At 54.4% G+C, this 19,975-nt stretch carries 17 protein-coding genes; 16 read left to right on the forward strand and 1 reads right to left on the reverse strand.

Going from position 1 to position 19,975, the window contains the following annotated elements:
* Positions 1-57 precede the first annotated feature (57 nt).
* The 14 genes from ybgC (at position 58) to N8E88_RS20845 (ending at position 15,859) form a co-directional block, all read left to right on the forward strand.
* Complete coding sequence (gene ybgC / locus N8E88_RS20780) at positions 58-531, forward strand: tol-pal system-associated acyl-CoA thioesterase (protein WP_262295313.1); 474 nt, start codon at positions 58-60, stop codon at positions 529-531.
* Between the two features lie 235 nt (positions 532-766).
* Positions 767-1,474, forward strand: a complete 708-nt coding sequence (tolQ, locus tag N8E88_RS20785) for a protein TolQ (RefSeq protein ID WP_106719136.1) — start codon at positions 767-769, stop codon at positions 1,472-1,474.
* Positions 1,475-1,519: 45 nt separating this feature from the next.
* Positions 1,520-1,969 (forward strand): protein TolR, encoded by a 450-nt coding sequence (tolR, locus tag N8E88_RS20790; protein WP_112523739.1) that lies wholly within the window; start codon positions 1,520-1,522, stop codon positions 1,967-1,969.
* Positions 1,970-1,975: 6 nt separating this feature from the next.
* Positions 1,976-3,085, forward strand: coding sequence for a cell envelope integrity protein TolA (locus tag N8E88_RS20795; RefSeq protein WP_262295314.1), 1,110 nt, complete (start codon positions 1,976-1,978; stop codon positions 3,083-3,085).
* A 38-nt stretch (positions 3,086-3,123) separates the two neighbouring features.
* The gene (gene tolB / locus N8E88_RS20800) at positions 3,124-4,440 is read left to right on the forward strand and encodes a Tol-Pal system beta propeller repeat protein TolB (RefSeq protein ID WP_112524188.1); all 1,317 of its coding nucleotides are present in this window, start codon (positions 3,124-3,126) and stop codon (positions 4,438-4,440) included.
* A 229-nt stretch (positions 4,441-4,669) separates the two neighbouring features.
* Positions 4,670-5,173, forward strand: coding sequence for a peptidoglycan-associated lipoprotein Pal (gene pal, locus N8E88_RS20805; RefSeq protein WP_112523733.1), 504 nt, complete (start codon positions 4,670-4,672; stop codon positions 5,171-5,173).
* A gap of 160 nt (positions 5,174-5,333) precedes the next feature.
* Positions 5,334-6,341: a tol-pal system protein YbgF gene (gene ybgF / locus N8E88_RS20810; RefSeq protein ID WP_262295315.1), complete on the forward strand. Its 1,008-nt coding sequence runs from the start codon at positions 5,334-5,336 to the stop codon at positions 6,339-6,341.
* Entirely contained in the window at positions 6,316-7,695 is a 1,380-nt protein-coding gene (tilS, locus tag N8E88_RS20815) for a tRNA lysidine(34) synthetase TilS (RefSeq protein ID WP_262295316.1), read from the forward strand. The genes ybgF and tilS overlap by 26 nt, the downstream gene beginning before the upstream one ends.
* Before the next feature lie 96 nt (positions 7,696-7,791).
* Positions 7,792-9,723: an ATP-dependent zinc metalloprotease FtsH gene (ftsH, locus tag N8E88_RS20820; RefSeq protein WP_114431678.1), complete on the forward strand. Its 1,932-nt coding sequence runs from the start codon at positions 7,792-7,794 to the stop codon at positions 9,721-9,723.
* A gap of 206 nt (positions 9,724-9,929) precedes the next feature.
* A complete protein-coding gene (glmM, locus tag N8E88_RS20825; protein WP_262295317.1) occupies positions 9,930-11,273 on the forward strand; it encodes a phosphoglucosamine mutase in 1,344 nt (447 codons plus the stop codon).
* Positions 11,274-11,483: 210 nt separating this feature from the next.
* Positions 11,484-12,266 (forward strand): outer membrane protein, encoded by a 783-nt coding sequence (locus tag N8E88_RS20830; RefSeq protein ID WP_262295318.1) that lies wholly within the window; start codon positions 11,484-11,486, stop codon positions 12,264-12,266.
* 206 nt (positions 12,267-12,472) lie between these two features.
* The gene (locus N8E88_RS20835; protein ID WP_262295319.1) at positions 12,473-13,648 is read left to right on the forward strand and encodes a phosphoserine transaminase; all 1,176 of its coding nucleotides are present in this window, start codon (positions 12,473-12,475) and stop codon (positions 13,646-13,648) included.
* Positions 13,649-13,734: 86 nt separating this feature from the next.
* Entirely contained in the window at positions 13,735-15,330 is a 1,596-nt protein-coding gene (serA, locus tag N8E88_RS20840) for a phosphoglycerate dehydrogenase (RefSeq protein ID WP_262295555.1), read from the forward strand.
* Positions 15,331-15,382: 52 nt separating this feature from the next.
* On the forward strand, positions 15,383-15,859 hold the full coding sequence (locus N8E88_RS20845; protein ID WP_262295320.1) for a GNAT family N-acetyltransferase: 477 nt from the start codon (positions 15,383-15,385) through the stop codon (positions 15,857-15,859).
* On the opposite strand, the gene N8E88_RS20850 is transcribed toward N8E88_RS20845, so the two are convergent.
* Positions 15,837-16,748, reverse strand: coding sequence for a DMT family transporter (locus tag N8E88_RS20850; protein ID WP_262295321.1), 912 nt, complete (start codon positions 16,746-16,748; stop codon positions 15,837-15,839). The two genes, N8E88_RS20845 and N8E88_RS20850, sit on opposite strands and share 23 nt — an antisense overlap.
* A gap of 262 nt (positions 16,749-17,010) precedes the next feature.
* On the opposite strand from N8E88_RS20850, the gene N8E88_RS20855 reads away from it, so the two are divergent.
* Positions 17,011-18,303 carry an adenylosuccinate synthase gene (locus tag N8E88_RS20855; RefSeq protein WP_262295322.1) on the forward strand — a complete coding sequence of 431 codons (1,293 nt, stop codon included), beginning with the start codon at positions 17,011-17,013 and terminating at the stop codon, positions 18,301-18,303.
* Between the two features lie 54 nt (positions 18,304-18,357).
* Positions 18,358-19,929 carry a transcriptional regulator gene (locus tag N8E88_RS20860; RefSeq protein WP_262295323.1) on the forward strand — a complete coding sequence of 524 codons (1,572 nt, stop codon included), beginning with the start codon at positions 18,358-18,360 and terminating at the stop codon, positions 19,927-19,929.
* Positions 19,930-19,975: the final 46 nt, after the last annotated feature.

A 19,975-nucleotide genomic window follows, 5' to 3' on the forward strand; every position in this document is an offset into this window, starting at 1 on the left:
CCTATTTCGTGGGGACTATGGACAAAATGCCTACCAAGGCCGCAAAAAGGAAGGGCTATGGTCGAAAACAATTCTTCATCATTAATCGCCACTGGATTGGTCGGGGAGCTTACGGATACTGGCCATCGCTTGCTGGCGCGCGTTTATTATGCCGACACGGATTTTTCCGGACTTGTCTATCACGCACGTTATCTTGAATTTCTGGAACGGGGCCGTACCGATTATTTGCGCCTTCTCGGCGTGCACCATTCAGAGCTTGTTGACGGAAAACTCGGCGAAAGCATCGTTTGGGTGGTCCGGCGCATGGAGATAGACTTCAAATCTGCGGCAAGGATCGATGATGTATTGACGATCGAGACGCGAACAGCGGAAATATCTGGCGCAAGGGTGCGGATGGCGCAGGCCATAAAACGAGGAGATGATATTCTTATTTCGGCTATCGTAGAGGCGGCCATGATTAACGGTGCCGGCCGGCCGCGACGATTTCCACCGGAGTGGATCAAGCTTTTTCGGCCAGCTTCGCAGAAATGAGCGTGGAAAATCGCCCGCTGCCCGCAAAACATAAACTCATCCTTAACCATAACAAATCATGAATAAGACGTGCAGACGACAGGTTTCACGTTAACGCCTTCGTTTTACCAAAATTAACGTAAAGAAGCCGCGTTATGGTTACTGGAAAATTCCGGTTATAAGCGTGGCTCATCTGGATTGAGACGATTGCGCCCCCGGTCAACACGCCGGGTTTTCGGATTCGAGGATTGTAGATATGGAAAATTTAGCGGTTGCCGTTCAGACATCGGACATGTCCTTGTGGGGGCTGTTCTGGCAAGCCGGATTTGTCGTCAAGCTTGTGATGGTGGGCCTGCTCGGCGCATCGATCTGGACCTGGGCGATCATCATCGACAAAATCCTTGGATTTGGCCGGGCAAAGCGCGCCTTCGACCGTTTTGAACAAATATTCTGGTCAGGACAATCCCTTGAAGAGCTCTACCGAAACCTCGGTGATAAACGCACCACCGGCATGGGTTCAATTTTCATTGCTGCGATGCGGGAATGGAAGAAATCGTTCGAAAAGGGCGCGCGTTCGCCAATCGCACTGCAAATGCGCATCGACAAGGCGATGGATGTGGCGCTGGCCCGAGAAAGCGACTACCTCGCAGCGCGACTGACGTTCCTCGCAACCATCGGCTCGGCTGGACCATTTATCGGTCTGTTCGGCACGGTCATTGGTATCATGACCTCATTCATGGGCATTGCTGGTTCCAAGTCCACCAGCCTTGCCGTAGTCGCGCCGGGTATCGCCGAGGCACTGCTGGCAACGGCTATCGGCCTGGTCGCCGCCATTCCGGCGGTTATCGCCTATAACAAGCTTTCGAGCGACGCTGGAAAACTGACTGCGCGCATGGAAGGCTTTGCCGACGAGTTCTCCGCCATACTCTCGCGGCAAATCGATGAGAAGCTGCCGCGGGCTTGAGGACGCATTTGAGAAACCGATACGTTAATTGCAGGATTTAATGCCATGGGCATGTCGATAGGTAACAACGGTTCTTCGGGTGGACGGCGGCGACGCGGACGTTCCAGCAAGGGCGTGATGAGCGAGATCAACGTTACGCCCCTCGTCGACGTCATGCTCGTATTGCTCATAATCTTCATGGTAACGGCACCGATGATGACGGTCGGCGTTCCAATCGATATGCCAGAAACATCGGCACAGACCCTGAACAGCGAATCTGACCCGATCTACGTAACGATCAATCAACAGGGGCAGATCTACCTGCAGGAAACCGAGATTCCGCTGGAGGAGATCGTTCCAAAACTTCAGGCAATTGCCAAGACTGGCTATAACGAGCGCATTTTCGTGAAGGGTGACAAATCCGCCGACTACGGCACGATCATGAAGGTCATGGCACAGATTTCTGGTTCGGGTTTCAAAAATATCGGTCTCGTCAGTCTGCCGGAGGTTAACTGATCAACCATGCGGGCTAGCGTCACATCCTCCGCAATTATCCACGCTGTGGTCATCGGCTGGGGGCTCCTGTCGTTCTCCTCGCCGACACCAATGGATATGGCGAATTCGGAGTCGATGCCGATTGATATCGTTTCAGATATAAGCCAATTGCAGAAGGGCGATAAAAAGGCACCCAAGGCCGAAAAGCCTGCACCCAAGCCCACTCAAAAACCACAGGCAATTCCGGACGCTCAGAACGTTGGCGACAGTGAAGTCGACGCAGACACCAAACCTGCTCCAGAGACGAAACCAAAACCGATCGAAGCTGCACAGGCGCCGAGGCCTTCGGATGCCCCAGTCGCTAAGCCAGATCCGCTGCCGGAACCGAAGCCCGAAGTCAAGCCAGAGCCCAAACCGATCCCTGTACCGGCCACGGAGGTAAAGACCGAGCCCGCTCCGAAGGAAGAGGTAAAGCCGGATCCAGTGGCCGAGGCGATCAATGAGACCAAATCCGAGCCAGCGCCGAAGGAGGAAGCGAAGCCTACGCCGACACCTCCGGTAGACAAGCCCGCGGAAGAGGCATTCAAGCTGCCCGATACGGTCGCTAAGCCTGAGGCCAAACCCACGCCACCAGCACAGACAGCCAAGACGCCTGATCGCAAGGAAGTGCAGGAGAAGCCCAAACCGACGCAAACGGCGGCGACACCTTCCAAAGATAAAGACGGTATCGCTGATCAAGTCGCAGAGCTTCTGAACAAACAGAAGCCGTCAGCTGGAGGCGCCAAGCGATCAAGCGATCAGGCCTCTCTTGGAGCGAACAAGGCTACGGGAGGTTCAAAGCTCAGCCAAAGCGAGATGGATGCCTTGAAGGGGCTCATTGAAGGAAATTGGAACAAGCCAGTGGGAGCTGAAGAGACCCCTGAAATGATCATCGTTGTGAAATTCAGGCTGACGCAGGATGGGGAAATCGACGGTCGGCCCGAGGTTAGCGGCAGCGGCGGTGACTCCGGATTATTGGATGCCGTAAAGAGCAGTGCCGTACGGGCGGTGATGAAGTCAGCGCCGTTTAACCTACCGCAAGATAAATACGACACCTGGTCGAGCGTTGAACTGACGTTCCATCCCGGTGCTACCTGATGTCGATTATAGGCCAGCCAAAAGAGGGCCCTGAACTAATGCTAAAAATACTCCGGACTTTATGTGCAGCTTTCGCGATGGTCATAGCAACTTTGATCGTGGCGACGCTACCTGCGAAAGCCCAGCTGAAACTCGATATCACCAAGGGTGTTGTCGAGCCTATGCCAATTGCCATCACGGATTTTCTTTCCGGCGATCAATTGGGTACGAATATTTCTAATGTGATTGCTGCGGATCTGGAGCGATCCGGACTGTTCGCACCTGTCGACAAAGGCGCTTTCATCGAGAAGATCTCGAATCCCGATGCGGCGCCCCGTTTTGAGGACTGGAAGGTTATCAATGCTCAGGCCCTTGTAACGGGTCGCGTTACCAAGCAAGGCGATGGCCGGCTGAAGGCGGAATTCCGCCTTTGGGATACATTCGCCGGGCAGCAGCTTGATGGCCAACAGTTCTTTACCTCACCCGAAAGCTGGCGCCGTGTCGCCCATATTATTGCAGATGCAATCTATGAGAAGCTCACCGGCGAGAAAGGCTATTTCGATACACGCGTTGTCTTTGTCGATGAATCCGGCACCAAGGAAAAGCGCATCAAGCGCCTCGCGATCATGGATCAGGACGGCGCCAATGTCCGCTATCTGACCAATGGCAAGGATCTTGTCCTGACGCCGCGGTTTTCGCCAAGCCGTCAGGAAATCACTTACATGTCTTTCGAGGGCGGCAAGCCACAGATTTATCTTCTGCAGCTTGAAACGGGTCAGCGCGAGCTTGTCGGCAATTTCCCGGGCATGACTATTGCGCCGCGCTTCTCACCAGACGGTCAGAAGGTCGTCATGAGCCTGTTGCAGGAAGATGGGAGCGCGAACGTCTACACGATGGATTTGCGCAGCCGGACAACGACGCGCCTCACGAGCACATCAGCTATCGACACCGGTGCATCCTATTCTCCCGATGGGAGCCAGGTTGTGTTCGAGTCGGATCGTGGCGGCCGTCCGCAGATTTACAAGATGGGTGCCGACGGCTCAAATCCGCAACGCATTTCCTTCGGAGATGGTTCTTACTCGACGCCGGTATGGTCTCCCCGCGGCGATCTGATCGCCTTCACCAAACAATCTGGTGGCGAGTTTTCCATCGGCGTGATGAAGACCGATGGATCGGGCGAGCGAATCCTGACCAGCGGTTATCATGACGAGGGTCCAACCTGGGCTCCGAACGGCCGTGTGCTGATGTTCTTCCGCCTGCCGCCCGGCTCCAACAGCCCCAAGCTGTCGACGGTCGATCTGACTGGTCGAAATCTGCGCCAGATCCAAACGCCAAACCTCGCGTCCGATCCTGCCTGGTCGCCGCTGCTTGAATGAATCGGTGGATAAACCAGTAATAACTGACAATCGCGTCCGTGTCTCAAGACATTCCCGCGAATGTCGTCTTTCCGCCTCAATTTGTGCCTTTAGGGTGCAGAACACATTCTGAAATCGCTGTTAATCCTGGTGTTAAGAGTGGATTAACCCTGTTTCTGAACCGAGCCTTAACCTCGATATGGTTACTGCTTGTTCACCGAAACAATTCAATTCTTAAGGAGTCCAGGCTATGCGCCGCTTCGAAATGATCGCCCGCAGTCCAGTTTTCGTTGCACTCTTCCTATCTCTCGCCATTGCGGGTTGTGCTTCGAAGAAAAATATGCCCAACAGTGCCGGTGATCTCGGTCTTGCCGGCAGCGCAAAACCTGGTTCCACTCAAGATTTCACAGTCAACGTTGGCGATCGTATCTTCTTCGACGTTGACTCTTCCGTCATTCGCGCTGATGCACAGCAGACTTTGGCCAAGCAGGCACAGTGGCTCCAGCGCTATCCAAACTATGCGATCACGGTCGAAGGTCATGCGGACGAACGCGGCACGCGTGAATACAATCTGGCCCTTGGCCAACGGCGTGCAGCTGCGACGCGCAACTACCTCGCATCGCAGGGTGTTCCTGCAGCACGTATCAAGACACTTTCCTACGGTAACGAGCGTCCGGTCGCCGTTTGCGACAGCGAATCGTGCTGGTCGCAGAATCGTCGCGCCATCACAGTTCTTGGCGGCGCTGGCAGCTAAGAGCCCGCTGATTCTATCAGGGAAAGCGGCTTCGGGCCGCTTTTTTTGTTTGGGTTCTGGTCAAAACAAAATTTGGCCGAAGTCACGTTGCTCGTGTTAGATAAGTTGCCGCAAAATCCCAGCGGTGTTTCTATTTCCCACATCAGGGGCGGTAAAAGGAATGAACAAACGACTGAAAAGAATGGCGCTGGCTATGACGGTGCTGCCATTTCTGGCGGCCGGCGTGGGCCATGCTTCCAGCATTGAGGATAGTTTTCCCCTCCCAGCGCCAAAGCCAGCCATTATGATGAGCGATGCGCCCGTCCTGATGGCACAGGCAGGGGATCCGCGTGTGAGCCAGCTGGAGGAACAGATCAGACAGCTTACCGGCAAGATCGAGGAACTGAACTTCCAGATTCTTCAAATGCAGGAGCAGATGCGGAAGGTACAGGAAGACAATGAATTCCGGTTCCAGGAACTGGAAAAGGGCAAGCGCTCGGATGCAGGCGGCAAAAGCGACCGCAGTGTCGCCTCTGTAGCGCCCTCGCGGAAAACCGGGGAGGCATCGACGGATGCCTCCACCAACTCAACGGCGCCCACAATAAACTCGTTGCCCGACGCCACTGATTCCGCTGCCATTGACCCACAAACCGATGCTGCCGGCTCACCACAGCTTGGCGAGCCACCGCGTCCACTTGGACAAATCGAGTTTGATGCCAATGGCAACGTAATTGGTGGTTCCAGAAACGATACGCTGGCTGGTCCGTCTTCAGACAACACCAATTTTGCAGCGCTACCGGACACCGATGATCCGAAGGTGCTTTACAGCCAAGCCTATCAGTTGTTCCTGTCTGGCGACTACAAAAGCGCCGAGGCCGCGTTTCGCAGCCACGTGGATCGTTTCCCGAAAGATCCGGCGGATCCTGATGCGCGATATTGGCTTGGTGAATCGCTTTACAGCCAAGGGCGTTTCCAGGAGGCCGCCTCAGTCTTTCTCGATAATCACAAGCAATTTCCTGACGCCAAGAAAAGCCCCGAAAATCTTCTGAAGCTCGGCATGACACTGGCAAAAATGCAGGACCACGAGGTTGCCTGTGCAACGTTTGCCTCGGTCAATTCCCGTTACCCAAATATTTCTGCAGCGATCAAAGAGCGCGTGAAGAATGAACGTGCCGCCAACAAATGCTGACCAGGATATTGATCCTGCCAGCGTTTTCGATGTGATTGATTTCAAGGAGCGGCGATCTGTCATAGTTGCTGTGTCGGGTGGCAGTGACTCGCTGGCTTTGTTGCACCTTCTGATCAGCTATCGCGCAGCACAATGCACCTTTCCAGAAATTATTGCCGTTACGATCGACCATGAGCTTCGACCTGAATCTGTCGATGAAGCGCATTTTGTCGCAGGTCTCTGCAGATCAGCTGGAATTACGCATCGGATCTTGAACTGGGATGGACCCAAACCGCATACGGGCCTGTCAGCCAAGGCACGCGATGTCCGCTATGAACTCCTGTGTCGCGCAGCGCGCGATGCCGGTACTGACATGATTCTTGCGGGTCATACGCTTGACGATCAGATCGAGACCTTTGTCATGCGCTCCGCACGAACGGGTGAGGGAGGGAGCGAACGGGGCTTGGCCGGTATGGCATTGGCGACCTTACTTGATCGCGAGGTCTGGCTCCTGCGACCTTTACTCGACGTCTCACGGGAAAAGTTACGCGACTATCTCCGCGCCAGAGGGATTGCCTGGCGCGACGACCCTTCCAATGACAATCCAAAATACGAGCGCGTTCGAATTCGCAATAGGCTGCGGCTCGTGGATTCCCGGGAAATGGTCTGCGAGATCGTTGAAAAAGCAAGCAAAAGACGCGTGGTGAACGATAAGGTTGCGCAGTTTCTACCGGATTGTGTGACTATTTACCATGGAATCCGCGCTGAAGTCAGTCGCGAAGGCTTGGCCTTGCAAGAGCAGGATGTCCAGCAACTTGTCGTGGCCATAGTGATGGCAACGATGGGTGGGCAATCATTTCTCCCACCAGTAGAAAATTGCGACAGGGCCCTGGAGCATATTCATTCGAAACGTTCGTCCGGACGCATCACAATGAACCGTTGTGTTATTCAAATCAGGAAAGACAATGTGCTTATCTACCGGGAAATGCGCTCTTTGGCGAACATCGCTATTGAACCAGACGGCACTGCCATCTGGGATGGTCGCTACCGGATCGGCAATCATACCAACAGATTAATCAGGATCAGCGCAACCGGCGTGTTGGGGCTGAAGTTCCTGGGTGATACCCATCCAGCCAATTTTCACCGGCCATCGATTTTGTCGAGCCCTGCTGCGTTTCTCGATGGTGACATTGTCGATGTTCCGGCTTTCGGCAATCACGTGAAATTGGCTGAAGGAATTTCTGTGACACGGCACCTTGCCCTGTTCGACCATATTCTTTCTGGCTATGATGAAATCCTTGCTCAATCCGTTGCAGAAACCTTTCAACTACAGGGGTACAAGCGTTCTCCGGTAAACCAGATTAATAAGAATTGACGTGAGTTTGAACGCCAGCCTTGGCAAGGACATGCTTCGAACCTATGTTACGTATAAATTCCGCGTCCTTGCGGTGATGTTTTGATGGGACCCGATATGAATCCTAACTACAGGAACTTCGCGCTGTGGGCGATTATCGCCTTGCTTCTAATTGCGTTGTTCAACCTTTTCCAAAGTCCAAGCTCTCGTTCGGCGTCGAGCGATGTACCTTATTCGCAGTTCATCAATGACGTGAACAGCGGCCGAGTAAAATCGGTGACGATCGCGGGCAACCGTATCACCGGTACCTATTCCGACAATGGCGCAAGCTTCCAGACCTATTCACCGGGGGATGCTGGTCTTGTCGGTCGCCTCGAAAGCAAGAGTGTTCAGATTGCCGCGCGGCCTGAATCCGATGGTTCGACATCGCTCGTTGGCATGCTGATTTCCTGGCTGCCGATGATCCTCATTCTCGGTGTGTGGATATTCTTCATGCGTCAGATGCAAGGGGGTTCACGCGGCGCCATGGGCTTTGGCAAGTCCAAAGCCAAGCTTCTCACCGAGGCGCATGGACGTGTGACGTTCCAGGACGTCGCTGGCGTTGATGAAGCCAAGGAAGATCTTGAGGAAATCGTCGAGTTCCTGCGCGATGCACAGAAATTCCAGCGGCTCGGCGGACGTATCCCACGCGGAGTGCTGTTGGTTGGCCCTCCCGGTACCGGTAAGACATTGCTCGCGCGCGCAATTGCTGGCGAAGCAAATGTGCCTTTTTTCACCATCTCCGGTTCAGACTTCGTTGAAATGTTCGTCGGCGTCGGCGCGTCGCGTGTTCGCGACATGTTCGAACAGGCGAAGAAGAATGCGCCATGCATCATCTTCATCGATGAAATCGACGCGGTTGGCCGTCATCGTGGCGCTGGCCTAGGCGGCGGTAATGACGAACGCGAACAGACCCTCAACCAGTTGCTGGTTGAGATGGATGGTTTTGAAGCCAACGAGGGCGTTATCCTTATTGCTGCAACCAACCGCCCGGACGTGCTTGATCCGGCGCTATTGCGTCCGGGCCGCTTCGACCGTCAGGTCGTCGTGCCAAACCCGGATGTTACGGGTCGCGAAAAAATCCTAAAGGTGCATGCACGCAATGTGCCCTTGGCACCGAATGTCGATCTGAAGGTGCTAGCTCGTGGTACCCCGGGCTTCTCCGGCGCCGACCTTATGAATCTCGTCAACGAGGCTGCCTTGATGGCGGCGCGCCGAAACAAGCGCCTTGTCACGATGCTTGAATTCGAAGACGCCAAAGACAAGATCATGATGGGTGCAGAGCGTCGCTCGACCGCCATGACCCAGGCGGAAAAGGAACTTACCGCCTATCATGAAGCGGGCCACGCCATTGTCGCCCTAAACGTCGAGGTGGCCGATCCCTTGCACAAGGCGACGATCATCCCGCGCGGCCGTGCCCTCGGCATGGTCATGCAATTGCCTGAAGGTGATCGCTACTCGATGAGCTACAAGTGGATGATTTCCCGGCTGGCCATCATGATGGGTGGCCGCATTGCCGAAGAGCTGAAGTTCGGTAAGGAAAACATCACATCGGGTGCTTCCTCCGATATCGAGCAGGCAACCAAGCTCGCACGCGCCATGGTTACGCGATGGGGCTTCTCGGACAAGCTCGGCCAAGTCGCCTATGGCGAGAATCAGGAGGAAGTCTTCCTCGGGCACTCCGTTGCACGCACGCAGAACGTTTCGGAAGAGACGGCACAATTGATCGATGCAGAAGTGCGCAAACTGATCGACGATGCCTATACCCATGCCCGTACGATCCTGACCAAGAAGAAGAAGGAATGGATCGCCATCGCGGAAGGGCTGCTTGAATACGAGACGCTTACTGGCGAAGAGATCAAAGCGTTGATGGCTGGTAACAAGCCTGCTCGTGATCTCGGCGATGATACTCCGCCGTCACGCGGTTCGGCTGTCCCTAAGGCTGGTGCCAAGAAACCACGCAAGGGGGATGAACCGGACAAGGGTTTGGAGCCTCAGCCAACGTCCTGAATGGGGTAACCCAACTTATACAAACGGCCGGTGAAAACCGGCCGTTTGTACGAATTGTTCATTCATTTGCGTCAAGTATAATCACCACACAAATTGTGAGATGCGAAATCGATGGTCTTCTGCAATAAGCGGAGATCGAGCACGAGCAAACGCGGGCTACTCTTGGCCATATGATAAAACCAGAGCCCCAAGCATTGGACAATAAAATGGTTCGCAAATATTTTGGGACAGATGGTATTCGCGGGCAGGCAAACGCCTATCCGATGACGCCAGATATCGCAATGAAGGTGGGTATGGCTGTCGGCCTTGCATTCAAGCGCGGCCAACATCGCAATCGCGTCGTGATCGGAAAGGATACACGGCTTTCGGGTTATATGATCGAGACGGCGCTTGTGGCCGGGTTTACCTCGACAGGTATGGACGTGTTTCTCCTCGGCCCGATTCCGACGCCGGCTGTCGCCATGCTCTGCAGGTCGTTGCGCGCGGACATTGGCGTGATGATTTCAGCGTCGCACAATCCTTACCACGATAATGGTATCAAGCTGTTTGGCCCGGATGGTTTCAAACTCTCCGACGAGATCGAGCTCGAAATTGAACGATTGATGGAAGAGAATTTGACAGATCGGCTGTCCAGTTTCGATGCACTTGGCCGGGCCAAGCGTGTTGACGGCGATATCTATCGCTATATTGAATTTGCTAAGCGGACGATGCCAAAGAACATCTCGCTGGCGGGTTTGCGGATTGTCGTCGATTGCGCCAACGGAGCGGCATACAAGGTTGCACCCGCAGCATTGTGGGAGCTGGGCGCAGACGTCGTTACGATCAACAACGAGCCCAATGGCACGAACATCAACGAGGATTGCGGCTCAACTCATCCGTTAGGCTTGATCAAGAAAGTGCATGAAGTCAGAGCCGATATCGGCATTGCCCTTGATGGCGATGCCGACCGCGTGCTGATAGTCGATGAGAATGGTGCCATCATCGATGGGGACCAGCTCATGGCCGTCATCGCCCAATCCTGGCAAGAGTCAAACCGCCTGGTCGGTGGCGGCGTGGTTGCGACAATCATGTCCAATCTCGGCTTTGAGCGCTTCCTGGTCGATCGTGGTTTGACGCTGGCACGCACGCAGGTAGGTGATCGATATGTAGTTGAGCACATGCGCAGTCATGGTTTCAATATTGGCGGCGAACAGTCCGGCCATATCGTGTTGTCAGATTTTTCCACAACTGGCGATGGCCTAGTATCGGCCCTACAGATTCTTGCGGTGGTCCAAGAACAGAACAGGCCGGTGAGCGAGGTCTGCCGTAAATTCGATCCCGTGCCGCAATTGTTGAAAAACGTTCGTACAACTGGCACGAAGCCGCTGGAGAACAAGAAGGTAAAGAGCGCCATCGATGAGGCTCGTGATCGTCTGGGCAATGCCGGTCGTCTTGTAATTCGGCCGTCCGGAACGGAACCTTTAATACGCGTCATGGCAGAAGGCGATGACCGCAAACTTGTCGAGACCGTCGTCAACGATATCATTTCGGTGATTTCTTCGGCTGCATAGAACAGTATACTACATACGAATACAAAATGGGCCCGCTGGCCCATTTGTTGTTTAGATAGCAACCGGCGTTGTTTCCGATTCATTAACGTTAATGGATATGGTGAAGAAACACGGTTAAGCGAGATTTAACTTTTCCCCCTCATATTGGTTTCTAACACCTTAGTAGCATTCGCTGCACTCCAATCATTGGGCTTCGTGAGGGAAACGAAAATGAGCACTTTCACTAAACATGCTGCCATGAGCGCAGCACTTCTGTGCCTGGGTGCTGTCCCGGCATATTCGGCCGACATACAGGATCCGCAGGTAGTGGAAGTCCAACAGTTCGGCGGATGGTACTTGCGCGGCGACATCGGCATGAGCAACCAGCAATTCGACGGGCTGGATTATGTAGGCTTCGCGGATCCTGCTGTTCACGGCTGGCACGATGAGGGAGATTTCGACGCCGGCATAACCGGTCAGATAGGTGTCGGATATCAGTTCAACGATTGGCTACGTGCGGATGTCACTGGCCAGTATCGTGGTAAGACCGAGTTTAGCGCCTTGGACTTTTATGACACGGACGGCATTCCGGACAATGGCGATGAGGCAACGAACGAATATCACGCGAAGAAGTCAGAATGGTTGTTTTTGGCCAACGCCTATACCGATCTTGGTACTTACGCCGGCCTCACACCTTACGTAGGTGCAGGTATCGGTGCATCGCGAAACACAATTTCGAATTTTACCGATAACAATGCAATCACGGGCGGCGGTGGCTTTGCCGGTTCCGACTCCCAGTGGGAATTTGCATGGGCACTGCACGCCGGTGTGGGCATCAAGGCGACTGATCGCATGACCATCGATCTCGGTTACAGCTACCTGGATCTTGGAGACGGTCAGACAGCTAATGCATCCAACTTCATCCCCTCGCAAACGCGGCCCAACCCGGAACCGTTCAAATTCAAAGACATTACGTCGCATGACTTCAAGGTTGGTGTGCGCTACGCGTTCTGATTGATTATTCAGAGGAATTCGCACGGCAGGAGATCTCTCCTGCCGTTTTCGTTTGTGTTTTGTTGGAATGCCCATCGATTGTTCCGCGCGATTTTGATGTCGCGCACAAACATATTTCTTGACTGCCAACGACATTTCTCCTAGTTCCCGGAGTGGGCCACCTCTCCCCAACGAGAGGCGAGCTATCTGTAAGGATAGGAGAAAACATGACGACGCTATCAAAGCCGGCGCAGCGCCCGGCTAATCCTAATTTTTCATCAGGTCCCTGTGCAAAACGTCCCGGATGGTCGCTCGACGCGCTTTCCGATGCGCCGCTCGGCCGCTCGCATCGCGCCAAGGTTGGTAAGACCAAGCTCAAGCAGGCGATAGATCTTACCCGTGAAATTCTACAGGTCCCGGCGGACTACCGCATCGGAATTGTACCGGCTTCGGACACTGGCGCTGTCGAAATGGCACTCTGGTCGCTGCTTGGCGAGCGCGGCGTCGATATGGTCGCGTGGGAGAGCTTCGGCTCCGGCTGGGTAACGGATGTTATCAAGCAGCTTAAACTTGGCGACGCCCGCACCATTGAAGCAGGATATGGCGAGCTACCGGACCTTTCCAAGGTCGATTTCGACCGGGACGTCGTCTTCACATGGAACGGCACGACTTCCGGCGTCCGGGTACCGAATGGCGATTTCATTCCCGCTGACCGCAAAGGGCTTACCATCTGCGATGCGACGTCGGCGGCCTTTGCGCAGCGACTGGATTTTGACAAGCTCGACGTTGTAACGTTCTCCTGGCAGAAAGTGCTTGGCGGCGAAGGCGCGCATGGCATGTTGATCCTCAGTCCCCGCGCGGTTGAACGGCTGCTCAGTTATAAGCCCGCGTGGCCTTTGCCCAAGATCTTCCGGCTCACCTCGGGCGGCAAGCTGATCGAAGGCATCTTCGCTGGCGAGACAATCAATACGCCCTCGATGCTATGCGTTGAAGATTACCTTGATGCATTGGCCTGGGCGAAGTCCATCGGGGGGCTTGATGGACTAGTTGGCCGTGCAGACCGAAATTCTGCTGTTCTAGATGCTTTTGTCGAGCGGACGCCATGGATTGCCAATCTCGCGAGAGTTTCGGCAACGCGATCCAACACCTCTGTCTGCCTGACGATCGTCGACCCGGATATTATCGCTCTTGATGCAGAAGCCCAGGCAAATTTCGCCAAGAACCTTGTGGCGGTGCTGGAGAAAGAGGGCGTCGCCTATGACATCGGCGCCTATCGCGATGCGCCGTCGGGCCTACGCATTTGGGCGGGTGCCACTGTCGAGGCGGCTGACCTTGAAGCTTTGACGCTTTGGCTCGACTGGGCTTTCCAGTCGCAAAAAGCCGCTCTGAAACAGGCAGCCTGAATTCCGGCCGATGCGGCCGCAGCATTGCGGCCGTCATCAATTGCATCATTCCAATTTAACGCCAGTTCCCATTGATGGAGGCCATGATGGCACCACGTGTACTCGTATCCGATAAACTCTCCCCTACGGCGGTCCAGATATTCAAGGACCGCGGTGTCGAAGTCGACTATCTTCCAGACCTCGGCCCGGATAAGGAAAAACTGCTCGAAGTGATCGGCCAGTATGATGGTCTTGCTATCCGCTCTGCGACCAAGGTCACGGAGAAGTTGATTGCTGCCGCAAAGAATCTGAAGGTTGTCGGGCGGGCAGGCATTGGTGTTGACAATGTCGATATTCCAGCCGCCTCACGGCGCGGCATTATCGTGATGAACACACCATTCGGTAACTCTATAACGACGGCCGAGCATGCCGTTGCCTTGATGTTTGCAGTCGCGCGCGAATTGCCCGAGGCCGATGCTTCCACGCGCGCAGGCAAATGGGAAAAGAACCGCTTTATGGGTATCGAGATCACGGGCAAGACGCTTGGGATCGTCGGTTGTGGTAATATCGGGTCCATCGTCGCCGCACGTGGTGTCGGCCTCAAAATGCATGTGGTTGCCTTCGATCCCTTCCTTTCGGAAGGCCGTGCTGAAGAGCTGGGCGTTGAGAAAGTCGAACTAGATGAGCTGCTGGCGCGCGCCGATTTCATAACCCTGCATACGCCGATGACCGACAAGACACGCGGCATCATCAATGCAGAGAATATCGCAAAGATGAAGGATGGCGTGCGTATCATCAATTGCGCCCGCGGCGGCCTGATCGTCGAGAAGGACCTCATTGCCGCACTGAAGTCCGGCAAGGTGGCCGGCGCTGGCATTGATGTATTCGAGGTGGAACCTGCTACCGAGAACGAATTGTTCCATCTTCCCAACGTTGTCTGCACGCCGCATCTTGGTGCTTCTACCAGCGAGGCACAGGAAAATGTCGCGCTGCAGGTGGCCGAACAGATGTCGGACTATTTGATAAAGGGTGCTGTCTCGAACGCGATCAATATGCCATCCATTACTGCAGAAGAAGCGCCGCGATTGAGGCCATTCGTCAAGCTAGCAGAGGTGCTCGGAGCGTTTGTTGGCCAGGTCACTGAAGATCCCATCCAGGAAGTGGAGGTTCTGTTCGATGGCTCCACGGCTGCAATGAATACGCGCGCGCTGGTAAGCGCTGCTCTGGCCGGCCTTATCCGCCCTCAGGTGGCCGATGTGAACATGGTCTCGGCGCCGGTCATGGTGAAGGAGCGTGGTATCGTGCTTTCCGAGGTAAGGCGTGATAAATCCGGCGTATTCGATGGTTATATAAAGCTCACCGTGAAGACTGCATCGTTGACGCGGTCAATTGCCGGCACCTGTTTCTCGGATGGCAAGCCACGTTTCATCCAGATCAAGGGTATCAATCTCGATGCCGAAGTCGGTCAGCATATGCTCTACACAACCAATAATGATACGCCGGGAATGATTGGCTTGCTCGGTACTATCTGCGGCAACAACAATGTCAATATCGCGAACTTCTCGCTTGGTCGTGACAATCCCGGTGGAAACGCAATTGCAATGCTCTATCTTGACGAACGGATTCCGGACCATGTTCTGGAGGAATTGCGCGTTAACAAGGCGATCGTTTCCGCAAAACCGTTGGAATTCGACATCGGATGATCATATGGCCCCGGCTATGAAGTCCGTCGAAAATGTACCGCGCTGGCGTTTGATGGAAGCAATCGATCTTGCTTCTGTCAGCACGGTTGCGGCTGAGGTTCATCCCGATTTTCCGGAAGATGACGCGGTTTTTTCCAATCGTTTTTCGTTGCACGGGCAAGGTGCATATGTTTTTGAGAATGGGGCAACCACGCTTGGTTACGCGATCACTCACCCGTGGAAAAGCTTTGACATTCCGCCTCTGAATACTGTGCTCGTCGCTTTGCCGGAGTGGTCAGACAATTACTATATCCATGACATAGCGTTGGTGAATGCGGCGCGCGGCAGTGGCGCTGCAAGTGAAATTGTGCAAACGGTGATCGACCACGCCAGACAGCTCGGCTGCCAAACGATCTCGCTCGTTGCAGTCAATGGATCATCGATTTTCTGGCATAGACACGGATTTGAGACTGTTGATCGACCGGAACTAGTTGAAAAGCTTGCAACCTATTCTGATGACGCCTGTTTCATGCTGCTCCAGCTTCGCTAGTACCGGCATGCTTGCGTCCGCTGAGTTCGGCTATCCAGATTCCACCCAGCACAAGGACCAGCGCTACGCCGTGATAGATTTGGAAGTCCTCGCCCAGCAATGCAACTGCGAGCAATGTTCCAAAAATCGGAACTGCATTGATGAATAAGCCAGCGCGGTTCGCGCCGATGTATTCGACGCCCTTGATGAAGAGTACCTGTGCCGCGAGCGAAGGAAAGACGGCGGTATAAAGGACAACCATCGTTCCTGTGGGGTCGGGCGGGATCATCGTCCCATTCTGCCATTCCCAAATCGTGAACGGAATGGCCGTAACAAAAGCAAAAAAAGTCATTACCGTCATGAGGCTTTGCCAATTGATGCTTGGTCTAAAGCGTAGCGCGACGGTGTAGCCACTATAGAGAAGTACCGCGAGAAGCATCAGCACGTCGCCAAAATTGACGTCGAGGCTAGCCAAACGTGCGAAACTTCCATGGCCTGCTGTCAAGGCGACTCCAACAAGTGAAAGGCTAAACCCAAAAATCTGTCCTGGTTGTACACGTGTCCCAAACAACGTTAAATTTGCCACGAAAATTACCATCGGTATGCCGGCTTGCTCGATCGTGACATTGATTGCAGAGGTATAATTTAGTGCGCTGTAGAGAGCCATGTTGAAAAATGTGAAGCCGAAAGCGCCTAGTGCGGCCAGCATGGGTAGATTTGGTCGCAACTGTTTCCAGTCCCGCCGAACCTGTTTCAAGCTGAAAGCGCCTATAAAAAGGAAGGCAAGCAGCCAGCGCAACAGTGTCAGAAGCATCGGCGAAATATGACCAACGGCGAATTTGCCCGCAACAGCATTGCCGCCCCATAACAGGGCGGTCGTCAAAAGAAAAACGTAAGCGGTGCGGTTCATAGCTCTGTCGCCGACAATTGATCATCCCGCATGAATCATCGAGACAACAGGTTTAATTGCGCGATAGAGCCAAATTGGTCGGTTGGCAATCGAAAGAATTGTCGCGCTTTTATAAACCAGCCTGTATAGAAGCACCGCATTTAGCGCATAACCTCAAACGAGAATCGGTTTTTCGAAGGATTGTGCGCCATTAAGGTGTTGTTGCTGCATCCGAGAGGTAGTCGAGCATAAGCACTACGAGATTATGATTGAGGAGTTTTGGATGGCAAATGTTGTTGTGATCGGTTCCCAGTGGGGTGATGAGGGCAAGGGTAAGATCGTCGATTGGCTTTCAGAACGCGCTGATGTCATTGTTCGCTTTCAGGGCGGTCACAATGCGGGGCATACGCTTGTGGTTGATGGTGTGACCTATAAATTGTCGCTCCTGCCATCGGGCGTCGTGCGCCACGGCAAGCTTTCAATCATCGGCAATGGCGTTGTATTCGATCCACACGCATTCATCGCTGAAAAGAAGAAACTTGAAGCTCAGGGCGTTGTTATTACGCCCGAAACGCTGAAAATTGCCGAAAACACGACGCTAATTCTTTCAATTCACGGCGAGCTCGATCGCAGACGCGAAGCTTCCAACTCGGGTACAAAGATCGGAACTACGGGCCGTGGCATCGGACCGGCCTACGAAGACAAGGTGGGCCGCCGCGCAATCCATGTCCTCGATCTTGCTGATCCGGACACGCTGCCTGCCAAGATCGAACGCTTGCTTGCGCATCACAATCCCCTGAGACGCGGTCTCGGCATAGAGGAAGTCGACGGCGCAAGATTGCTTGCTGAACTCAATGAAGCTGCACCACATATCTTGCCATTTATGGATAGGGTTTGGTATGTGCTCGACCAGAAGAAACGAGCCGGTGAACGCATCCTCTTTGAAGGCGCGCAGGGGACCCTCCTTGATATCGACCACGGCACCTACCCATTCGTGACGTCATCGAACACGGTTGCGGGACAGGCGTCAGCCGGATCCGGGATCGGCCCAGGATCACTGCACTATGTTCTTGGTATCACCAAGGCTTATACGACGCGCGTCGGCGAGGGCCCTTTCCCGACGGAACAACAAAATGAAGTCGGACAATTTCTCGGCGAACGCGGCCATGAATTTGGGACCGTTACAGGGCGCAAGCGCCGCTGCGGTTGGTTCGATGCTGTTCTGGTCCGCCAAGCTGTTGCCAATAACGGCATCAGTGGTATCGCTTTGACCAAGCTTGACGTGTTAGACGGGCTCGATGAGATCAAGGTCTGTACCGGGTACGAGCTCGATGGTGACGTGATCGACTATCTTCCTGCGGGTCAGGGCCAGCAGGCGAGGGTGACGCCGATCTACGAGACTCTGGAAGGTTGGAAAGGGACCACGGCAGGTGCCCGCAGCTGGAGCGAACTCCCGGCGCAAGCGATCAAGTACGTGCGTTATGTGGAAGAGTTGATCGGTGCGCCAATCGCGCTTCTGTCCACCAGCCCCGAACGCGACGATACGATACTTGTTACTGACCCGTTTCATGATTAGAGTCAGGAGCACGTCCTGGAGATAATCTCACAACAAAACCATGGGTTTGGGTGAATGGCAGATTTCGTTGCGGTACTGAGAAAGACAATTGACGGGCTGGCAGACCCAACACCGGCGCTGCGGCAACGTGTGTATGCGAAAGCTCGTGCAACGATCGAGCAAAAACTTGTAACGCTGAATGCTCCAGAGGCCGTGGCCACACGTCAGATAAAGGCGCTTGAGGACGCCATTGCTGAAGTCGAATCCGATTTTGCGCCAGCAGTTGAGGATAGAATACCCGAACCCGCTCCGGTTCCGTCGCCTCCACCCATTCCAGCACCAACATCGGTATCGATAACTTCGGCGCCCGCTGCCTCGACCAAATCTGTTGCGCCGCCCTTTACCAAAGTTGAGGCTCAGCCGGATGCTCTGGAAGATTTTCTGTCAAGTCACGACGCGAGCGGGTCAACACGTGGCGATACCAAAGTCCAAGACAATCATGACGACTTTCCGGCAACCAGATCATCCGTCAATTCAGGGCGGGGTCCTGAGGAGCAGGATGATGATCTGGGCATCGCAACCGAGGACCGTTCCTCAGGTGATTATGGTGTCTACACGCGCGGGCCCCTTAAACGGCCGGCGCATCGGCGTTCGTTGGTGCCTCTGCTCGGTGTAGCAGCCTTGATCCTAATCATTGCTGGCGCCGGTTATGCGGGCTGGAACTATCGTGACCGAATTGCTCAAGAAGCGACTGCCTTTAAAACCTACCTGGCCAATCTGACAAACAGGGATACGGCGCCGGCTACGACCGCGACGAACGAGCCAGCTACTCCAGCGCAGCCCGCCAAACCGGCTCAGCCTACGCCCGGCCAATCGCCCACGCCTGAGACCGCAGAGCCGAAGCCCGAGCCAAAGCTTACTCAACGTCTCCTCCCGGACGGCCAAGAAATCAACCCGGGCCCTGCGAATGACACTCCTTCACTGGGAGAGGGTACTTCTGTTGCCGCGTCGACACCGGATCAGCCGGCCCAGCCACCTAAAGCGCAAGGTCAGCAGCAAGCCGCTGGCCTAACACAGCCACCTGCAGCTCTGCCTATCGGTCAGAAGGCTTTCTTTTATGAGGAACGCTCCGGACAGGATGCAGGGACTGCCGATGCAGGCGGTGTAGTCTGGTCCGTTGTTCAAGAATCGCCTGGTAATGATCTTCCACCCGAGCCTGCCATAAAGGCTGATGTCACTATTCCCGACCGGGGCATCAATTTGCGCATGATCATACGGCGCAATGGGGATAAGTCTCTTCCCGCGAGTCATCTGGTGGAGATGATATTTACCGTGCCGGAAGGCTTTCCAGGCGGATCGATCGATAATGTCTCGCGCATGACCTTCAAGGATACCGAACAAGCTCCGGGAAGCCCACTTGTCGCCATTCCGGCCAAGATCGCCGACAATTTCTTCATCATTGCCATGAACGACGCAAAGACAGCTGTCGATACCAACATGTCACTGATACGGCGCCAATCGTGGATCGACATACCTATCGCCTATAAGACAGGTAGGCGCGCCCTGATTACGCTTGAGAAGGGCTTACCTGGTGAGAAAGCGTTTGATGAGGTTTTAAAGTCCTGGGCCGCGAAGGCCGGAGGCTAAGCAGACGCAAAAAAAGGCCGCCTAGGCGGCCTTTTTTGAACCGGCA

Origin of the sequence: Phyllobacterium zundukense (assembly GCF_025452195.1) — a bacterium.
Lineage (GTDB): Bacteria > Pseudomonadota > Alphaproteobacteria > Rhizobiales > Rhizobiaceae > Phyllobacterium > Phyllobacterium zundukense_A.

What these genes read in the sequence shown, in the direction of transcription:
- ybgC (WP_262295313.1), top strand. Translation starts at nt 58, where the DNA reads ATGGTCGAAAACAATTCTTCATCATTAATCGCCACTGGATTGGTCGGG.
- tolQ (WP_106719136.1), top strand. Translation starts at nt 767, where the DNA reads ATGGAAAATTTAGCGGTTGCCGTTCAGACATCGGACATGTCCTTGTGG.
- tolR (WP_112523739.1), top strand. Translation starts at nt 1,520, where the DNA reads ATGGGCATGTCGATAGGTAACAACGGTTCTTCGGGTGGACGGCGGCGA.
- N8E88_RS20795 (WP_262295314.1), top strand. Translation starts at nt 1,976, where the DNA reads ATGCGGGCTAGCGTCACATCCTCCGCAATTATCCACGCTGTGGTCATC.
- tolB (WP_112524188.1), top strand. Translation starts at nt 3,124, where the DNA reads ATGCTAAAAATACTCCGGACTTTATGTGCAGCTTTCGCGATGGTCATA.
- pal (WP_112523733.1), top strand. Translation starts at nt 4,670, where the DNA reads ATGCGCCGCTTCGAAATGATCGCCCGCAGTCCAGTTTTCGTTGCACTC.
- ybgF (WP_262295315.1), top strand. Translation starts at nt 5,334, where the DNA reads ATGAACAAACGACTGAAAAGAATGGCGCTGGCTATGACGGTGCTGCCA.
- tilS (WP_262295316.1), top strand. Translation starts at nt 6,316, where the DNA reads ATGAACGTGCCGCCAACAAATGCTGACCAGGATATTGATCCTGCCAGC.
- ftsH (WP_114431678.1), top strand. Translation starts at nt 7,792, where the DNA reads ATGAATCCTAACTACAGGAACTTCGCGCTGTGGGCGATTATCGCCTTG.
- glmM (WP_262295317.1), top strand. Translation starts at nt 9,930, where the DNA reads ATGGTTCGCAAATATTTTGGGACAGATGGTATTCGCGGGCAGGCAAAC.
- N8E88_RS20830 (WP_262295318.1), top strand. Translation starts at nt 11,484, where the DNA reads ATGAGCACTTTCACTAAACATGCTGCCATGAGCGCAGCACTTCTGTGC.
- N8E88_RS20835 (WP_262295319.1), top strand. Translation starts at nt 12,473, where the DNA reads ATGACGACGCTATCAAAGCCGGCGCAGCGCCCGGCTAATCCTAATTTT.
- serA (WP_262295555.1), top strand. Translation starts at nt 13,735, where the DNA reads ATGGCACCACGTGTACTCGTATCCGATAAACTCTCCCCTACGGCGGTC.
- N8E88_RS20845 (WP_262295320.1), top strand. Translation starts at nt 15,383, where the DNA reads ATGGAAGCAATCGATCTTGCTTCTGTCAGCACGGTTGCGGCTGAGGTT.
- N8E88_RS20850 (WP_262295321.1), bottom strand. Translation starts at nt 16,748, where the DNA reads ATGAACCGCACCGCTTACGTTTTTCTTTTGACGACCGCCCTGTTATGG.
- N8E88_RS20855 (WP_262295322.1), top strand. Translation starts at nt 17,011, where the DNA reads ATGGCAAATGTTGTTGTGATCGGTTCCCAGTGGGGTGATGAGGGCAAG.
- N8E88_RS20860 (WP_262295323.1), top strand. Translation starts at nt 18,358, where the DNA reads ATGGCAGATTTCGTTGCGGTACTGAGAAAGACAATTGACGGGCTGGCA.